Raw genomic sequence first — 18,067 nt, forward strand, 5'->3', positions numbered from 1 at the left:
CCTCATCCGTCGCTAGTCGTCGCTCGCCATGAAGCCGGACTTGCGGCGGAGCAGGACCGAGGTGACGGCCATCGAGAGGGCGAACAGCACCAGGGCGACGACGCAGGCCGCGCCGTAGTTGAAGCGCTGGAAGCCGAGGTTGTAGACCATCTGCGGCAGGGTCCAGGTGGAGCCCTGCGGGTAGCCGGGCTCGAACTGCTGGCCGGAGTTGCCGGCGATGCCGCTGGCGACCTTCCCGGCCACGATCGCCTGGGTGTAGTACTGCATGGTCTGGATGACCCCGGTGACCACCGCGAACATGATGATCGGGGAGATGTTCGGCAGCGTGACGTACCGGAACCGCTGGAACGGGCCGGCGCCGTCCAGCTCGGCCGCCTCGTACTGCTCCTTGGGGACGTCCAGCAGCGAGGCCATGAAGATGACCATCAGGTCGCCGATGCCCCACATGGCGAGCAGGGTGAGCGCGGGCTTGGACCAGTTCGGGTCGGCGAACCAGCCCGGCTGGGGCAGCCCCAGCTCGCCGAGCAGGTGGTTGAGCGGCCCGGTGCCGGGGTTGAGCAGGAAGGCGAAGGCGACGGTGGCGGCCACCGGCGGGGCCAGGTACGGCAGGTAGAAGACGGTGCGGAAGAAGCCCGCCCCGGTCTTGACCTTGGTGATGAGCAGCCCGATGCCGAGGCCGAAGGCGACTCGCAGGGTCACCATGATCAGCACCAGCCACAGGGTGTTGCGCAGGCCCTGCCAGAAGGTCGGCAGCTGGTTGAGGACGTAGTCCCAGTTCTTGAGGCCGTTGAAGGTCGGCGCGCCGAAGCCGTTGTACTGGGTGAAGGAGAAGTAGGCGGTGGAGACGAGCGGGTAGACGAAGAAGACGCTGAACCCGATCAGCCAGGGGGAGAGGAAGGCGAGGGTGCGGGCCGCCTCCCGGCGGCGCTTCCGGCGCAGCAGGTGCTGCGTGGAGGGCGCCGCCGGGTCGGTCGTCCCGGCGCCCTTGCGGGTGCCGAACGCGAGTGACATGGGAGCTCCGTGGACCGTTCCCGCTACTTCGCCTGGGCGATGTCGGTGTCGATCTGCTTGGCGGTGGCGGCCAGGCCGGCCTTGAGGTCGGTCTGCTTTCCGGACTCGTAGTCGTAGCCGAGGTTCTGCAGCGAGACGATGTACCCGCCGCCGTTGACGCTGGCCGGGGTGGTGCCCGAGTTCGGGTTCTTGGCGACGTCCAGGAAGGTCTTGAAGTTCGCGTCGCTCACCAGCTTCGGCGAGTTGAGCGCGTCGAAGGTGCTGGGCACGTTGTGGATCGCGTTGGCGAAGTTCACCACCGCGTCGGTGTCGGTGGTCAGGTACTTGACGAACTCCCAGGCCGCGGCCTGCTTCTTGCTGGTGCTGGCGATGCCGACGATGGTGCCGGTCTGGTAGCCGCGGCCGTAGGTGGCGGCCTGGTCGTCCGGCACCGGGAACGGCGCGGTGGCCCAGTCGAAGTCCGGCTTGTTCTCGGCGAGCGAGGCGGTGCGCCACTCACCGTCGATGGCCATCGCGACCTGGCCGGTGTGGAAGGGGTTCTTGGCGCTGAACTCCTCGCCGAAGGTGGCGCGGTACTTGTCCAGCTTCGCGTAGCCGCCGAGCTGGTCCACCATGCCCTTCTGCCAGTCGAGCATCGCGCCGACCTTGGGGTCGGTGGCGAGGTTCGACTTGCCGTCGGCGCCGAAGTAGCCGGCGCCGTACTGGCCGAGGAAGTGCTCGGTGGTGGACTCGTAGCCGTGGTACAGCGGCATGAAGCCGAGCTGCTTGTAGGAGTCGCCGTCGGCGATGGTGAGCGCCTTGGCGTCCGCGGCGAACTCACTGAAGGTCTTCGGCGGGGCGGTGATGCCGGCGGCGGCGAAGGCCTTCTTGTTGTAGTACAGCCCGTACGCGTCGCCGAGCAGCGGCAGCGAACACTGGTTGCCCTGGAACTGGGTGTAGTTGAGCATCGCGGCCGGGAAGGTCTTGGCCGCGTCGATGCCGCTCTTCTGCAGCTGGGGCTTGAGGTCGATGAACGCCTTGGTCGAGCAGAACATGCCGACGTTGTTGGTGGTGAAGGAGGACACCACGTCCGGCGCGTCGTCACCGCCGGCCCGCAGGGCCTGGTTGACCTTGTCGTCCGCGACGTTGCCGACCGGCTTGACGTGGATGTTGGGGTGGGCCTTCTCGAAGGCGGCGATGGTGTCGTTGATCGCCTTCACCTCGTTGTCCTGGCTCCAGCCGTGCCAGAAGGTGATGGTGACGTCCTTGCCGCTGGCGGAGTCGTCGGTGCCGCCCGACTCGCTGGAACCGGTGCAGGCGGAGGCGAGCAGGGCCAGGACGGCGCTGCCGGCGACGGCGGCTATCGTGCGGCGGCCTCTGCGGGAGGTGATGGCGTGCACTTCGAGGTCCTCCTGGGGGTGCGCGGGCAGGCGTCATTGCCTCGGGGCCCGCGTAGGGGTTGGGGGAGAGGTGGGTGCAGGTCGTCTTCGGGAGCGGGGGAGCGTCAGTGGGCGGATCAGGGCCGGCCGGGCCGGCAGGACGGGATCAACGGTTGGATCAGTGGGTGATCAGTGGGTGGATCAGTGGGTGGAGAAGACCGCCTCGCGGGCGTCCGTGAGGGCGCGTTGCAGGGCGCCGAGCAGGACGGGCGAGCCGGGCAGGGCAGTGCTGCGGATCTCCGGCCGGGCGAGGCAGATCCGGGCCAGTTCGTCCTCGACGAGCGCGCGCAGGCGTTCGCCGCCCGCGCTCGGCACCGCGCCGGAGAGGACCACCAGCTGGGGGTCGACCACGGCGACGATCACGGACAGCCCGACGGCGAGCCGTCCGGCCAGTTCGGTGAGGAAGGCCTCGCCGGCGCCCGGGGTCTCCAGGGCCTTGGCGATCGACTCCTCCGCGGTGGGCGCGCCGAGCCCGTGCTCGCGGGCCAGGGTGCGGACGGCCGGTGCGCCGACCTGGTCCTGGAAGCCGCCGAACTTGCGGCGGCGGGCGTCCCACTCGACCGGTGAGCCGGGCACCGGCATGTAGCCGACCTCCCCGGCGCCGCCGGTGAAGCCGCGGTGCAGCCGTCCGGCGATCACGACGGCAGCGCCGACGCCCACCCCGGCCCAGAGCAGGACGAAGTCCTCGAAGCCGGCCGCCGCGCCGGAGGCCTGCTCGGCGACCGCGGCCAGGTTCACGTCGTTCTCGATCGACACCGGGGCGCCGATCGCCGCGGTCAGCTCCTCGACCAGCCGGGGCGAGTGCCAGCCGGGCAGGTGGGAGGCGTAGCGCAGCTTGCCGGTGACCGGGTCGGGGGCGCCGCCGACCCCGATCGCGACGGTGCGCAGGCTCCGCTCGGGCAGTCCGGCCGCGCGCACCGCCTCGGCGACGGCGGCCGCCACTCTCGGCACCGTCCCGGCGGCCGGGACACCTCTGCTGGACACGCTGTGCTCGACCAGCGTGCTGCCGGTGATGTCGGCGATCGCGACCCGGATCCCACTGTTGGTGACGTCCAGCCCGGCGACGTACCCGGCGGACGGATTCACCTGGTACAGCTGCGCGTTGGGGCCCGGCCCGCCCTCGGTGGTACCCACCGGCAGCACCAGCCCGGCCGCCTCCAGCCGGGACAGCAACTGCGAGGCGGTGGGCTTGGACAGCCCGGTCAGACTGCCGATCTGGGTGCGGGAGAGCGGCCCGTTCTCCAACAGGAGTTCGAGGGCCGCGCGGTCGTTGATGGCGCGCAACAGACTGGGGGTGCCGGCGAGGGGAGCCTTGGCGGTGCTCTTGGTCATGGCCGGAATCCTCCCCTTTCGGCTGATGGACCGGAACTGTTAGGAAACTTTCCAGTCGCTTGGAACAGGACCGTACGGTCCCCGTCAGCGGGGTGTCAATGCCCGGTACTCCGGAGGATGCCGAAGCGTTACCGGCCCCCCGCCCGCCCACGCCGAAGGCCCCGCCCCCGCCGAAGCGGGAGCGGGGCCTTCGCCCGTCGAGGACGGCCGGGCGGAGCGTTACGGCTTCTGCAGCGTCGGGTCGTCCGCCGGCGGCTTCGGCACCGGGATCGGCTCGGCCGCCCGGTAGCGCGGCGAGGTCGGGTCGGAGAGGGCGGACGGCGGCGAGGGCTCCACCGCGGTGATCGACACGCCGGTGGCGACCGCCGCGGCCTCCTCCTTGACCTTGATCCCGGCCTGGTCGAAGGCCGTCTTCAGCCGCTGGCGCAGCGCCCGGGACACCGTCGGGGCCTTGCCCGGCGCCGTCCGGGCCTCGATCCGCACCATCACCGAGTCGGCCGCGACCGACTCGACACCGAGGATCGACACCGGCGCCCAGACCAGTTCGTCGTACGGCGCCTCCTTGGACAGGCCCTCGGCGGTCTCCTGGATCAGGTCCTCGACCCGCTGCAGGTCCTCCTTGTACCCGACCTGGACGTCCACCGAGGCGGTCGCCCAGCCCTGGCTCATGTTGGCGATCCGCTTCACCTCGCCGTTGCGGATGTACCAGATCTCGCCGTTGGCCCCGCGCAGCTTGGTCACCCGCAGGCCGACCTCCAGCACCGTGCCGCTGGCCACCCCGGTGTCGATCTCGTCACCGACGCCGTACTGGTCCTCCATGATCATGAAGACCCCGGAGAGGAAGTCCGTGACCAGGTTGCGGGCGCCGAAACCGATCGCCACACCGGCCACACCGGCGCTCGCCAGCAGCGGCGCCAGGTTCATCCCGAGCGCGGAGAGCACCATCAGCGCCGCCGTGCCCAGGATGGTGAAGGAGGCCATGCTGCGCAGCACCGAGCCGATCGCCTCGGAGCGCTGCTGGCGCCGCTCGGGGTTCACCACCCCGTGGTTGGCCAGCAGGCCGCCCAGCCGGCTCTCCTCCCGGTGGTCGTGGCTGCGCGCCATCCTCGTTATCAGCTGGGTGACCAGCTTGTTCACCACGGCCCGCAGGACCAGTGCCAGCACGATGATCAGGACGATCTGCAGGCCGCCGGCCAGCCAGCTCTGCCAGTGGGTGTCGAACCAGCTGGCCGCCTGCTTGGTGGTGTCGGTGACGTCCTGCGCGCTGGTCGGGATGCGCAGCTGCGGCAGGTCCGGTGCGGTGGGCGAGGGGGCCGGCGTCGGGGTGGAGAGCGTCGGGGACGCGTCGGTCGGACCGGTGGCGCCGGAGCGGAACACGTGCGGGGCCTTCCTTGCTGGGGGCGTGACCGGTCCGTGCCGCGCAAGCGGCCCGCGGACCGTGCGGGCTAGCCTATCCGGCACCGAACACCAACCCGGACCCACCGACCGGCGTGCGGTCCGCCCCGGACGCCCTGTCAACGCCCCGGTGCGCTCCCCCCGGGCACCACCCCCGCACCACGCCCGCACCACCGGCCACACCTCCCCCGGACGGCCGCAGCCCGTCCGCCGTACGGCCCACGGCACTGCTCCGACCGGCCGAGCCGCGCCCCCGGCCCCTCCGCCGCCCCCGCCCCGGTCGCACCCGGGTGCAACCGGACCGTCGCCAGGGCATACCGGGTATGACAGACACCACACCCGGAGTTCACGTCAGGTCCGTTACACAGGAGTGGTGGCGCCGTACGAAGGCGTAAGGCGACACTGGGGGAGATCACGCACTCGTTGCGCGATCCAACCGCTCGTCCCGGCGCGAGCCACGCGCCGCAGGCGTCCAAGGAGGCATCCGTGCCGCATGTCCTGGTCCTCAACGCGTCCTACGAGCCACTCGGCGTCGTATCGATGCGCCGCGCACTCATCCTGGTCCTCAACCACAAGGCGGTCAGCCTGGAGGACTCGGGAGTCACTCTGCACAGCGCCACCAGCGCCCTTCCGGCGCCGTCCGTCGTCCGACTGACCCGCTTCGTGCGGGTCCCGTTCTGCGGGCCCGTCCCGCTCACCCGCCGGGCACTGTTCGCCCGCGACCACGGCCGCTGCGTCTACTGCGGGGCCGCCGCAACCAGCGTCGACCACGTCATCCCGCGCAGCCGGGGCGGCCAGCACCGGTGGGACAACGTGGTGGCGGCCTGCCGCCGCTGCAACCACACCAAGGCCGACCGGCACCTGACCGAACTCGGCTGGCGGATGAAACGCCAACCCGCGCCGCCCAGCGGCCTCGCCTGGCGGATCATCGGCACCGGGATCAAGGACCCGCGCTGGCGGCCCTACCTGGAGCCCTACGGCGGCGGCGACCAGCTGCGCGCCGCGCAGTGGGGCGAGTACGAGCACCACGACCGTACCGAGCCCACCCACTCCGTCCCGATCGGCCGGGCGCACGTCGCCCACCCCGCCCCCGTCCGCCGCGGCGAGCAGCCCGAACCGCTCTCCGCCTGACCACAGCACGACAGGGCCCGCCCGTCACACCGTCGGTACGCGCCTCATGGGCCGCCGCGCCCCCCGCGAAGGGGAGCCCGGCGGCCCGCCGCTTTTCCGAGCCGGCTCCGCTGCATCTACGGCTGCACCTACGGCTTCGCCGCCGGTGGGGCCGCAGGCGGGGCGGCCGGCGCCCCCGGCTGGGCCGGCTGGTTGGCCGGCGGATTGGCCGGCTGCTGCGGCGGGGCGGCCGGGGCGGTGACGCCGTACAGCTCGATGCCGTACAGCGAGTAGCCGAACTTGGTGGCCCGCGCCACGCCCTGCATCCGCACGTACCGGACGTTCGGCGCGTCGAAGCGCACCGTCTCGTCCCCGCCCTTGCCGTTGTCCACCGTCGCGGCGTCCGTCCAGGTGCTGCCGTCCGCCGAGACCTGGATCTTGTACGAGGAGGCGTACGCGGACTGCCAGTGCAGCACCGCCGCGCCCAGGTGGCCGGCCTGCGGCAGCGCCAGCTGCACCCAGGCGTCGTCCTTGGCCGGCGAGGACCAGCGGGTCTTCGGGTCGCCGTCGGCGATCGCCGCGGCCGGGAAGTTCGGCGTCTCGTCGCCCGAGGACGACGCCTGGGCGCCGAGCGCCAGGTCCGGTCCGCCGGTCGGCGGGACGACGTGGACCTGCAGCACCTGCTTCACGGTGGTGCCGCCCGCCACGTAGGACACCGGCACCTGGTACGTCCCGGAGGGCGTCCCCTGGGCGGCCGTGACCAGCAGCGGCACGCCGACCCGCCCGCCGCGCGGCACGGTGACCGGGCCGGCCGGGGTGACGGTGAGGCCCTTGGCGGCGGCCGGCACGTCGATCCGCAGCTCGCCGGTGGTGCCCTCGGGGCGGCCGGCCTCGACGGTGGCCTGGGTCTTGGCGGGGGCGGCGGCGCCGGTGACCACGTCCAGGGCCGGGTCGGCGAGGCTCAGCCGGGCCGCCGGGGCGTCGGCGTACCAGGGGATCACCTGGTTGACCACCGGCGGGTCGCCACCGGGCTTCCAGGTCAGCCGGAACGCGTCGGCGAGCTGCCCGCCGGCCGGCAGTTCGTTGTAGCCGGGCTGCACGGTGCCGATGTCCGTCCAGCTGCCGTCGGAGCGGCGCACCGCGACGGTGGCGGTGGCGTGCACGTTCGGGTCGGTGAGCACGGTGAGCCGGTCCAGTGGCCGGGCGGCGCCGAGTGCGACGGTGAGCGGCTCGTCCTGCGCGGTGGGCGCCTTGGCGGCGCGGTACGCGGTGTCCGGGTTGCCGTCCAGGACGGCCGCGGCCGAGGAGTCGGGCAGCGCGGCGGGGCCGCCGGAGACGCTGGCCGGGGACTCGTCCGGTGCGGTGACGGTGAACTCGCGCACCGCGATGGCGGTCTTCTGGGCGGCGGTGGCCCGCAGCCGCACCGCCCGGACCACGGTGCCGGGCGGCAGCTGGGCGCTGACCGTCTTCTGGTTCTTCACCACGGCGAGCTGCTGCCAGCCGCCCGCGCCGGTGCTGTACTCCAGGACGCCGTCGCGGAGGTAGTCGTCGACGGCGGTCTGGGCGTCCGGGCCGTTGCCCCAGCCGCCCATCAGCACGGTGACGCCGCTGATCGGCCGGCCCGCGCCGAGGTCCACGCCGACCGAGTCGCCGGGCTGCGGGGGAGCGGAGCTCCAGTAGAAGGTGTCGGCCTGGCCGTCGGTCATCAGCGCGGGCAGGTGGTCGTGCGCGGTGCCCATGCTGCTGGTCGGGGTGACCCCGCCGCTGACCACGCCGGACCAGTTGTCGGCGGCGCGCACGGCCCGGTCCAGGAACGGAGCGAGCACGCCCGCGCCGATCGTGGCCGGGGCCTGGGCGAGCTGGGCGCGCAGCCGGTTGAGCTGCACCCGGGCCTTCCAGGCCGCCGTGCCGTCGCCGCCGTGCTGGGCCAGCAGCATGTCCAGCGCGGCCTGCCCGGCCAGCCCGTAGTCGCGCAGCGGGCCCAGCCAGGGCCCGGCCTCGGCGGCCAGCTGGGCGGTGGCCTGGGTGCCGGCCAGGGTCTGCTGGGCGCCCGCCATCGCGGTGAAGGCGTCCCGCAGCGGGCCCGCCGCCGCTATCAGCCTGGCGAGGTCGGGGGCGGCGCCTGAGGTGGGTTCGGCGTTGGCCCAGAACTGGTCGAGCAGCGGCTGGAGGTAGCCGGACTCCTGCTTGGCCAGCGGCGAGGAGGTGCTGTTGCCGGCCAGCGCGGTGACGGCGGACAGCGCCGATCCGGCGGGGGTGGCGGCGGCGCCGGTCGGCCCGGCGAGCGAGCGCACCGCGGCCTGCCAGGAGTCGTCGGGCTTGTAGCCGGTGGGGTTCCAGGCGAAGTCCCCGGCGGTGGCGAGGGCTATCCGGGAGGCCACCGGCTGCTGCATGGCGCCGGTGAGCAGCACCGCGGAGCGGGTCGCCACCTCCGGGTCGCGGCCGGTGTAGGCGCCGAGGAAGAGCCGGTCCGGGCTGGCGTCGTTGACCGGGTAGTTGTCCATGGTGACCAGCGGGTGCCCGTACAGGCTGCCGGTGTCCGAGGCCTGGGCGCCGGTGATCTTCTCCGGGATCATCCCGCCGCCGCTCCAGGCCACCTGCACGCCGGCGGGCAGCGCGTCGGCCAGCGCCTTGCGGTACGGCGTGGTGCCCTGCTTGTGGTACTCGGTGGGGACGATCGACAGCGGCGCCAGCCCGGGGTTCCTGGCGATCAGCCGGTCCTGCACCTTCTTGACCAGCGCGGCCTGCGCCTTGGCGGCGGCGGCCGGGCCGCTGCCGTACGCGTCCCGGTCGTCGTCGCAGTGCCACTCGTCGTAGCTGACGTCCAGGAACTGCAGCTGGAACGCGGTGAAGCCGAGCTTGCGCAGCCCGTCCAGCTTGGCGACCAGCGCGTCGACGTCCGTGCCGGAGCTGAAGCAGAGGGACTGCCCCGGGTCGATCGCGTAGCCGAGGGTGACGTGGTTCTGCCGGGCCCGGTCACCGAGTTCGCGCAGCTCGGACTGCTGGTTGACGGGGTAGGCGTCGCGCCAGCGGTTGAGCCGGAACGGGTCGTCACCGGGGGCGTAGAGGTAGAAGTTCTGCTTGGAGCGGCCCAGGAAGTCGACCTGGTCGAGCCGCTGCTGGGCGGTCCACGGGGTGCCGTAGAACGCCTCCGCGGTGCCGCGCACCGCCGCGCCGCTCGGCCAGTCCCGCAGGGTGATCCCGGGCAGGCCGAGCCCGGCCGCGCCCGGCCCCTGGCCCTGACCGGCCGGTACGGCGGCGAGCAGCTGGCGCAGGCTCTGCGCGGCGTAGAAGGTGCCGGCCGCGTCGGCGCCCGCGAGCACCACCGCGCCGTACGTCCCGCCGCCCTGGGCGGGCAGCTGGCCGGCGGACAGCACGTAGCCGCCCGGTGGCATGCCCGCGGTCGAGGGCGCGGAGCCGTCCTTGCCGCCGGCCGCGGCGGTCAGCTGGCGCAGCGTCCGGTCGGTCTCGCCGTCGGCGCCCTCGGCGGGGCCGCCGATGTACACCACCAGCGAGCCGGCGGCGGGGGTGCCGCCGTCCGGCTGCGGGGTCACCGCGGTGGCCCCGGCGATGCCCAGCACCTCGCGGACGGCGTCCACCGCGCCCGGGTCCACCTTGGGCGCGGTCACCAGCGCCACGGCGGCCGGCACGGTGACCGCCCGTCCGGCCGCGGTCTGCTCCTGCGGGTGCGGGAACACCTGCGGGTTGGTCACGCTGCCCAGCGGCGTCTGCGGTGCACTGCTCACCACGTCCGGCCCGGGCCCGGCCGCGTACGCCGACGAGGGCAGCGGCCCGGCCAGCAGCCCGCCGACGACCGCCGCGGTCACCACCCCGGCGGCGATCCGCACCGCCCGCCGCCCCGGCCGCCCGGCCGCGCGTTCGGCCCGCACCGACGCCAACAGCGGCTCCGTCCCCTTGAGGTCGGCGATCAGCCGGTCCGCAGTCCGCGGCACCAGCTGACGGCACGTCCGCGCCGTGGCCCGCCGGGCCGCCAGCGCCGCCGGATGGTCCAGCACCTCGCGCAACACCGGACTCTGCTCCAACTGCTGTCGCAGCCGCCGCCCGGCCGTAACGGACACTCGGGCTTGCACAAGGGCCTCCTCGCCAGGCCTGGACCACAACGCTCGCAACCCCACCAGCTACCCAACCCGGTGTCAACGTCACCGACGGCTATGCCGGTTTTGCTCCTGAATATCCGATTGTCCTGACTGGCTGTCACCGATCGATCCACCGCCCGTACTCGTGTCGCACAGCGTGCTCGGCCCGTCACCCGGGTAGGACTTGGGAGTCCTGACCAGGCGTTGCCGAGACATCGCAGGAGCCGCGAGTGGCCGCTTACCACGACAGTGACGGAGTCGACGGGCTGAAGGTCCCGGCGCAGGACGCGCCGCCGCCGCCCGCCGAACTGCTGGCGCTGGCCCAGGCGTACGGGGTGGACACCCGGTATCCGGGGGCGGGCGGGCAGGCGGTGGGGGCGCGGACGCTGGTAGCCGTGCTGGCGGCGCTGGGGGTGGCGGCGGGTTCGCCGGAGGAGGTACGGGAGGCGTTGGAGCGTCACCGGACCGAACAGCACCGCAGGTTGCTGCCACCCTGCGTCGTCGCCCGACAGGGCCGACGCACCGCACTGGACGTCCCCGCCGATGTCCGGCTGCACATCGAGCTGGAGGACGGCGGCAGTTGGGAGCTGCCACGCGGCCACTCGCACTGGCTGCCCGCCGACCTCCCCCTCGGCCGACACACCCTCACGGCGGAGAGCAACGACAAGAAGCAGCAGTCCCCACTCATCGTCGCCCCCCAACAGCTGCCCCAACTCCCCGGCCGCAGCTGGGGCTTCCTCGCCCAGCTGTACTCCGTCCTCTCCGCCCGCTCCTGGGGCATGGGCGACCTCGGCGACCTCGCCGACCTCGCCCAGTGGGCCGGGGCCGAACTCGGCGCCGGCTTCCTCCAGATCAACCCCCTGCACCAGGGCCTTCCCGCGGCCCCCGGCACCCCCTCCGACCCGTCCCCCTACCGCCCCTCCTCCCGGCGCTTCGCCGACCCGGTCCACCTGCGGATCGAGGCCGTCCCCGAGTACGGCTACCTCACCGCCGAGCAGCGCCGGCAGGCCGACGACCTCACCCGCCGGGCCACCAGGCTGCGCGAGGAGGTCCTCGCCCACGACGGCCTGGTCGACCGCGACGCCGTCTGGGCCCTCAAACGCGAAGCCCTGGAGAGCCTCCACGAGGTCCCGCGCGCCCCCGGCCGCCAGGCCGCCTACGAGGCGTACCAGCGCCGCGAGGGGGAGTGGCTGCGCCGGCACGCGCTCTGGAACGCCCTGGCCGAGGTGCACGGCGCCGACTGGCACCACTGGCCGAAGGGCCTGCGTCACCCGAACGGCCCACACATCGACCAGGCCGCCAAAGAGCTCGAAACAAGCGTCGAGTTCCACCGCTGGCTCGCCTGGCAGGTCGACCAGCAGCTCGCCGCCGCCCAGCGCGCGGCCCGCGACGCCGGCATGCCGGTCGGTCTGATCCACGACCTCGCCGTCGGCGTCCACCCGGACGGCGCCGACGCCTGGGCGCTCCAGGACGTCCTGGCCGGCGGCATCTCGACCGGCGCCCCGCCGGACGCCTTCAACGCCCACGGCCAGGACTGGGGCCTGCCGCCCTGGCGCCCGGACGCCCTGGCCAAGGCCGGCTACGCCCCGTACGCGGAACTCCTGAAGGCCGCCACGCGGCACGCGGGCGCGCTCCGCATCGACCACGTGATGGGCCTCTTCCGCCTCTGGTGGGTCCCGAACGGCCACCCGCCCACCGAGGGCGCCTACGTCCGCTACGACGCCGAGGCGATGCTCGGCGTCCTCGCACTGGAGGCGCACCGGGCGGGCACCGCGGTGATCGGCGAGGACCTGGGCACGGTCGAGCCGGGCGTACGGGAGGAACTGGCGGCCCGGGGCATCCTGGGCACCTCCGTCCTCTGGTTCGAACGGGACTGGGGCAACGCCGGGCAGATCCTGCCCCCCGACCGCTGGCGCCCCGGCTGCCTGGCCACCCTCACCACCCACGACCTGCCCAGCACCGCCGCCCGGCTCTCCGGCGAACACGTCGAGCTGCGCCACCGCCTCGGCCTGCTCGCCCGCCCACTCTCCGAGGAGCAGGACGAGGCCGCCGCCGAGCTGGCCGACTGGCGGGCCGAACTGACCGCGCGAGGCCTGCTCACCCCCGACGAGCCCGTCTCCATGCCCGCCCTCTACCGCTTCCTGCGCGCGACCCCGGCCGAACTGGTCGGCGTCTGGCTGCCGGACCTGGTCGGCGACCCGCGCCCGCAGAACCTGCCCGGCACCTGGGACCAGTACCCGAACTGGCGCCTCCCGGTCGCCGACGGCGCGGGCGACCCGGTCACCCTGGACCACCTCGCCGCCACCCCCGCCGCCCGCCTCCTCGCCCACCTCCTGGCCCCGGAACCCGTCACCGGGAGCCCCGGAACCCGCAAGCGGAACCCACACCACCACCCCGACGCGCGCCCTCCCGTAAGCGGCGGGTAAGTTGGAAACGTGGACAAGAGGAACGCTTTGCGAGCCGGCGCGGTCTCCGCAACGGTCACGCTGATGATGCTGCTGTCGTCGCCCGCCATGGCCCTCACCAGGGACGACGGCGACGACCCGGGTGCCGGCCTGAGCGTCGGCCAGACCATCGGCCTGTACGTGCTGATCCCGCTCGCCGCGTTCGTCGTCATCGCGGCCCTCGCCGGTCTGCCGTACGGCAAGAAGAAGAAGTAACCGCCGCGTCCACCAAGGACCCGCAAGACCCGCAAGACCCGCACAACCCCGAAGGGGCGCCGGACGATCCGTCCGGCGCCCCTTCAGGCCTTTCCAGGGCAGGTCACCGGCCCCCGGCGGCCTTGTCGACCACCTGCGCCTTGAGCGCCCGCTCGATCCCGGCCCGCGACTCGACGACCTGACGCCGCAGCGCCGGCGCCGGCTCGGCCGAGGCCAGCCAGGCGTCCGTGGCGGCCAGCGTCGCCTCGGAGACCTGCAGCGCCGGGTACAGCCCGACGATGATCTGCTGCGAGATCTCGTGACTGCGGGTCTCCCAGATGCCCTTGACCGCGGCGAAGTACTTCTCCGCGTACGGCGCCAGCAGCTCCCGCTGGTCCGACTGCTGGAAGCCGGCGATCATGGCCTCCTGCACGTAGTTGGTCAGGTTGTCCGCCTCCACCACCGCGGCCCAGACCGCGGCCTTGGCCTCGGCGGTCGGGCGGGCGGCGCGGCAGGAGGCGGCGTGCTCCTGGCCGGCCGCGGTGTTGTCCCGCTCCAGCTCGGCGACGATCGCGGCCTCGTCGGCCCGGCCGGTGGCGGACAGCCGGGACAGCAGGACCCAGCGCAGCTCGGTGTCCACCGCCAGGCCCTTGAGCTCCACCGAGCCGTCCAGCAGCCCGGCGAGGAGGTCCAGCTGACCGTCCGTGCGGGCGACCGCGGCGAGGGTGCGGGCCCAGGCCAGCTGGTGGTCGCTGCCGGGCTCGGCGGCGCGCAGGTGCTCCTCGGCGGCGGCGGCCCAGCGGGCGAGGCCCTGCTCGCGCCAGTCCGGGTCGGTGTAGGCGTCCAGGGCGAGCTTGACCTGGCGCTGCACGGACTGCACCACGCCGATGTCGCTCTCCCGGCCGAGGCCGGACAGCGCCAGCGCGAGGTAGTCGCGGGCGGCCAGTTCGCCGTCGCGGGTCATGTCCCAGGCGGAGGCCCAGCACAGCGCGCGCGGCAGCGAGTCGGTGAAGCCGCCGAGGTGCTCGGTGACGACGGCCATCGAGTCCTCGTCCAGCCGGATCTTGGCGTACGTCAGGTCGTCGTCGTTGAGCAGCACGACGGCCGGCCGGTGCCGCCCGACCAGCTCGGGCACCTCGGTGCGCGCGCCGTCGAGGTCCAGCTCGATCCGGTCGGTGCGCACCAGCGAGCCGTCCACCAGCTCGTACAGGCCGATGGCGATCCGGTGCGGGCGCAGCACGGCCTCGCCCTTGGCGCCGGCGGGCAGCGCGGGGGCGTCCTGCAGAACCGCGAACGACTCGATGTCACCGTCCGTGTTCACCACCAGAGACGGCCGCAGCACGTTGATGCCGGCGGTCTCCAGCCAGGACTTGGACCAGGCCTTGAGGTCGCGCCCGCTGGCCTCCTCCAGCGCCCCGAGCAGGTCACTCAGCCGCGTGTTGCCCCAGGCGTGGCGCTTGAAGTACGCCCGCACGCCCTCGAAGAAGGCGTCCTGGCCGACGTACGCCACCAGCTGCTTGAGCACCGAGGCGCCCTTGGCGTAGGTGATGCCGTCGAAGTTGACCTGGACGTCCTCCAGGTCGTTGATGTCCGCCATGATCGGGTGGGTGGACGGCAGTTGGTCCTGCCGGTAGGCCCAGGTCTTCATCTGGTTGGCGAACGTGGTCCAGGAGTGCGGCCACTTGGAGCCGGGGGCCTCGGCCTGGCAGACGGCCTCGGCGAAGGTCGCGAAGGACTCGTTGAGCCAGAGGTCGTTCCACCACTCCATGGTGACGAGGTCGCCGAACCACATGTGGGCGAGCTCGTGCAGGATCGTCGCGGCACGCGACTCGTACGCGGCGTCGGTGACCTTGGAGCGGAACACGTACTGGTCGCGCAGGGTGACGGCGCCCGCGTTCTCCATCGCGCCGGCGTTGAACTCCGGGACGAAGAGCTGGTCGTACTTGGGGAACGGGTACGGGTAGTCGAACTTCGCCTGGAAGTAGTCGAAGCCCTGCTTGGTGACCTCGAAGATCGCCTCGGCGTCCAGGTACTCGCGCAGCGAGGGACGGCAGTAGACGGCCAGCGGCACGCGCTGCTCGCCGTTCTCGTAGGTGTCGAAGACGCCCACGTACGGGCCGGCGACCAGCGCGGTGATGTAGCTGGAGATCCGGCCGGTGGGCTCGAACTTCCAGACCTGGGTGGCGCCTTCGCCGACCGGCTCGGGGGTGGGCGAGTTGGAGACCACGACCCAGCCGGTGGGGGCGGTCACGGTGAACGCGAACGTGGCCTTCAGGTCCGGCTGTTCGAAGTTCGCGAAGACCTGTCGGGCGTCCGGCACCTCGAACTGGGTGTACAGGTAGGTCTCGCCGTCGACCGGGTCGACGAACCGGTGCAGGCCCTCACCGGAGTTGCTGTAGGAGCAGTCGGCGACCACCCGCAGCTCGTTCTCGGCCGCCAGGCCGGGCAGCGGGATGCGGCTGTCGGCGAAGCTCGCCGGGTCGAGCGCCGCACCGTTGAGGGTGATCTCCTCGACGCCGGGGGCGACGAGGTCGATGAAGCTGTCGGCGCCGGGGGTGGTGGCGGTGAACCGGACCACGGTCGTGGACCGGAAGGTGCCGCCCTCGCGGGCCGAGCCGAGGTCGAGCTCGATGTCGTACGCGTCCACCCGGATGAGGTCGGCCCGGGTGCGGGCCTCTTCGCGGGTCAGGTTGGTGCCGGGCACTCGCTGCACTCCTTCGTCAGGCTGATGGATCGAATCCTCGCATGCCCGACAGGTGGCCGACCGGATAAGACGAAGGCGGGACGGGCCCGGGCCACCGGCCCGTACCCGCCCCGCCGTCATCGACCGGAGCGCGTCACTTCCGCCACTTGGTCAGCGGACCGTCGCTGCTGGTGTAGCGGCGGAACGCGTACACCGCGTTGCCGTCGTCCGAGACGAAGTACACCGAGGTGCTGGCGCTGATGTCGAACTTCCCGTTCGCGTTCGCCATGGTGCCGATGTCGGTCATCGAGCCGTCGGTCGGCGAGAGCGTCACCAGCCGGGACGGCTTGTCGTAACCCTGCGAGACCACGGCCCGGATCTTGCCGTCCTTGTCGGTGCCGGTGACCAGCCGGATGTCGCTGCCGCTGCTGTCGCCCGGGCTGGCCGCCCACAGGCGCTTGCCGGTGTTCAGGTCGTAGGCGTTGATGGCCGGCTTGGTCGGGTTGACCTGGACGTACAGGGTGCTGCCGCTCACCACGTTGCGGGTGAAGGCGGTGTCCTGGCCGGACAGGCGCAGGCTGTCCGAGCCGGGCTCCTTGACGGACATCTGGTTGCCCGGCTTGTTGTCCTTGTCGAACGGCAGGATGTAGTCGCCGTTCGGACCGTTGGTGATCAGCAGGACCAGCGGCTTGTCCTGGATGACCGAGTCGACCTGCTCGATGGTGCCGGTCAGGGTGATCGGCGTGCTGGCGGGCTTGCCGGAGTCGGCGTTCACGATGACCAGCTGCGACTTCGGGCCGCTGGTCATGTAGCAGCGGTCGCTGATCGCGATCTGGTTGCCGGCCGCGCGGGCGCGCATGGTGCAGTCCTTGTCGCGCGGCTGGTACTGCCAGGCCGGCTGGCCGGTGGCGACGCTCAGCCCGGCCACCGCGTTGCCGCCGACGACGACCACGTTGTCGGTGACGCTCAGGGTCGGCTGGGAGAGCCGGTCGGCGGTGGCCTTGACGGTCCACAGCAGCTTGCCCTGGGTGAGGTCGATCGCGCCGACGGTGGAGCAGTCGTAGTCGCCGGTGTTGAACGCGACGGCGGCGATGTTCTTGGAGTTGGAGGTGTACGAGGCGCTGCACACCTCCTTGCTGCCGGACGGCACCGGGATGTTCCAGGCGGGCTTGCCGTCGGTCAGGTTGTAGGCCTTGACGCCGTCGCCGTCCACGCGCACGGCGTACTTGTCGGTGCCCCAGATGCCGAGCAGCTGGTTGGTGGCGTCCGTGTTGGCCGGCGACGGGGCGTTCCACGCGACGTTGAAGGTGGCCTTGGAGTCCGGCGCCGGCGAGACGCTGTTCCCGCCGTCCGTGCCCGCGACGCTGCTGGAGCCGCCCGAGTTCGCCACCGGGCCGGGCCCGGGGCCCGGGCCCGGCTTGGGGTCGTTCGGCTTGAGCAGCACGACCAGCCCGATCACGATCGCGATCGCCAGCACGCCGCCGATGATCCCGCCCCACAGCATCACGGGGTTGCGCTGCTTGGGCGCCACCGGCACCGGCGCACCCGGGTAGGTGTACCCGCCCTGCTGCTGGTAGTCGTACCCGCCGGTGGCGTACCCCTGGGCGGCGTCCGGCGCGGGGTAACCGCCCCCGTTCACCGGGTCGTACGGCCCGATCGGCGCACCGGCCGGCGGCGGCGGAGCCTGGGCGGGGATGCCGGGCGCGGTCGGCGCGTACGCCCCGTAGTCCACGCCCCCCATCGGCGGCTGGGCCGGAGGCGCCGGCGGCTGGGCCGGCGGCGGCGGACCGACCGGCGGCCGCCCCGGAACCGCCGAACCGTCGAGCTGTGTCATCTGGTCCGCGACGGCGGCGGGATCCACGCCGCCTGCCGGGCGCCCGAACGAAACGCCCCGGTTGTCCTGCGGGCCACTGCCCGATGCGTCGCCTGCACCCGGCGTAGGGTGATCCCCTGCCATCTGATTCCCCGTCATGTCTGGATGCGTCCCCCGGCCGGTACCGTCCACGGTCCGGTGGGACGGGTGAGATTGGGCACCATGCTAGTGGCGGCCGGTTTCAGGCCGCCGCCAGGACCACGGAACCCCACCCCCACACCCCCTGACCACGCAACACCTTCACCCCCCACCCACCCCACCCCCACGCCCCACGGCCCCGCAGGACAAACCCCGCGCACCCGCACCAAAACCACCCCCACCCCCCGCATCCCTCCCCACACCCACCCACCCCCGGCAATCCCCCCCACCCACCCAGCCCCCGCGCCTCCCATCCTCCCCCCCTCCCTCCCCCTCACCCGACCAGGCGAGAGGGACGCGCTGCGGAAGGGGGCGGCGCAGGGGGTGGCTGCGGAGAGGGGCGTGACGGGTGATTTTCAGACTGCCAACGG

The 18,067-nt window shown here is 72.9% G+C and carries 10 protein-coding genes; 3 read left to right on the plus strand and 7 right to left on the minus strand.

Annotation, left to right across the window (positions count from 1 at the left end):
• Positions 1-12: 12 nt before the first annotated feature.
• The 4 genes from ACZ3YL_RS34145 to ACZ3YL_RS34160 all read right to left on the minus strand — a co-directional run bounded on the left by ACZ3YL_RS34145 (position 13) and on the right by ACZ3YL_RS34160 (position 5,051).
• Positions 13-1,011, minus strand: a complete 999-nt coding sequence (locus ACZ3YL_RS34145) for a carbohydrate ABC transporter permease (RefSeq protein ID WP_188309712.1) — start codon at positions 1,009-1,011, stop codon at positions 13-15.
• Between the two features lie 23 nt (positions 1,012-1,034).
• Complete coding sequence (locus tag ACZ3YL_RS34150; protein ID WP_188309713.1) at positions 1,035-2,390, minus strand: ABC transporter substrate-binding protein; 1,356 nt, start codon at positions 2,388-2,390, stop codon at positions 1,035-1,037.
• A 180-nt stretch (positions 2,391-2,570) separates the two neighbouring features.
• On the minus strand, positions 2,571-3,761 hold the full coding sequence (locus ACZ3YL_RS34155) for an ROK family transcriptional regulator (RefSeq protein WP_465661245.1): 1,191 nt from the start codon (positions 3,759-3,761) through the stop codon (positions 2,571-2,573).
• Between the two features lie 219 nt (positions 3,762-3,980).
• The gene (locus ACZ3YL_RS34160) at positions 3,981-5,051 is read right to left on the minus strand and encodes a mechanosensitive ion channel family protein (RefSeq protein WP_465661258.1); all 1,071 of its coding nucleotides are present in this window, start codon (positions 5,049-5,051) and stop codon (positions 3,981-3,983) included.
• Positions 5,052-5,642: 591 nt separating this feature from the next.
• On the opposite strand from ACZ3YL_RS34160, the gene ACZ3YL_RS34165 reads away from it, so the two are divergent.
• Positions 5,643-6,287: an HNH endonuclease gene (locus ACZ3YL_RS34165; RefSeq protein WP_465661247.1), complete on the plus strand. Its 645-nt coding sequence runs from the start codon at positions 5,643-5,645 to the stop codon at positions 6,285-6,287.
• 128 nt (positions 6,288-6,415) lie between these two features.
• Here the strand turns inward: ACZ3YL_RS34165 and ACZ3YL_RS34170 are convergent, their stop codons facing one another.
• A complete protein-coding gene (locus ACZ3YL_RS34170; protein ID WP_465661249.1) occupies positions 6,416-10,357 on the minus strand; it encodes a beta-N-acetylglucosaminidase domain-containing protein in 3,942 nt (1,313 codons plus the stop codon).
• A gap of 272 nt (positions 10,358-10,629) precedes the next feature.
• On the opposite strand from ACZ3YL_RS34170, the gene malQ reads away from it, so the two are divergent.
• The gene (gene malQ / locus ACZ3YL_RS34175; protein ID WP_465661260.1) at positions 10,630-12,789 is read left to right on the plus strand and encodes a 4-alpha-glucanotransferase; all 2,160 of its coding nucleotides are present in this window, start codon (positions 10,630-10,632) and stop codon (positions 12,787-12,789) included.
• 9 nt (positions 12,790-12,798) lie between these two features.
• On the plus strand, positions 12,799-13,023 hold the full coding sequence (locus tag ACZ3YL_RS34180; RefSeq protein WP_188303613.1) for a hypothetical protein: 225 nt from the start codon (positions 12,799-12,801) through the stop codon (positions 13,021-13,023).
• A 103-nt stretch (positions 13,024-13,126) separates the two neighbouring features.
• Here the strand turns inward: ACZ3YL_RS34180 and pepN are convergent, their stop codons facing one another.
• Both pepN and ACZ3YL_RS34190 read right to left on the minus strand, forming a co-directional pair.
• A complete protein-coding gene (gene pepN, locus ACZ3YL_RS34185) occupies positions 13,127-15,706 on the minus strand; it encodes an aminopeptidase N (RefSeq protein WP_465661251.1) in 2,580 nt (859 codons plus the stop codon).
• 133 nt (positions 15,707-15,839) lie between these two features.
• Positions 15,840-17,417, minus strand: coding sequence for an outer membrane protein assembly factor BamB family protein (locus ACZ3YL_RS34190; RefSeq protein WP_465661253.1), 1,578 nt, complete (start codon positions 17,415-17,417; stop codon positions 15,840-15,842).
• Between the last annotated feature and the right edge of the window lie 650 nt (positions 17,418-18,067).

The organism is Kitasatospora sp. NPDC023176, assembly GCF_055560495.1.

What these genes read in the sequence shown, in the direction of transcription:
- ACZ3YL_RS34145 (WP_188309712.1), bottom strand. Translation starts at nt 1,011, where the DNA reads ATGTCACTCGCGTTCGGCACCCGCAAGGGCGCCGGGACGACCGACCCG.
- ACZ3YL_RS34155 (WP_465661245.1), bottom strand. Translation starts at nt 3,761, where the DNA reads ATGACCAAGAGCACCGCCAAGGCTCCCCTCGCCGGCACCCCCAGTCTG.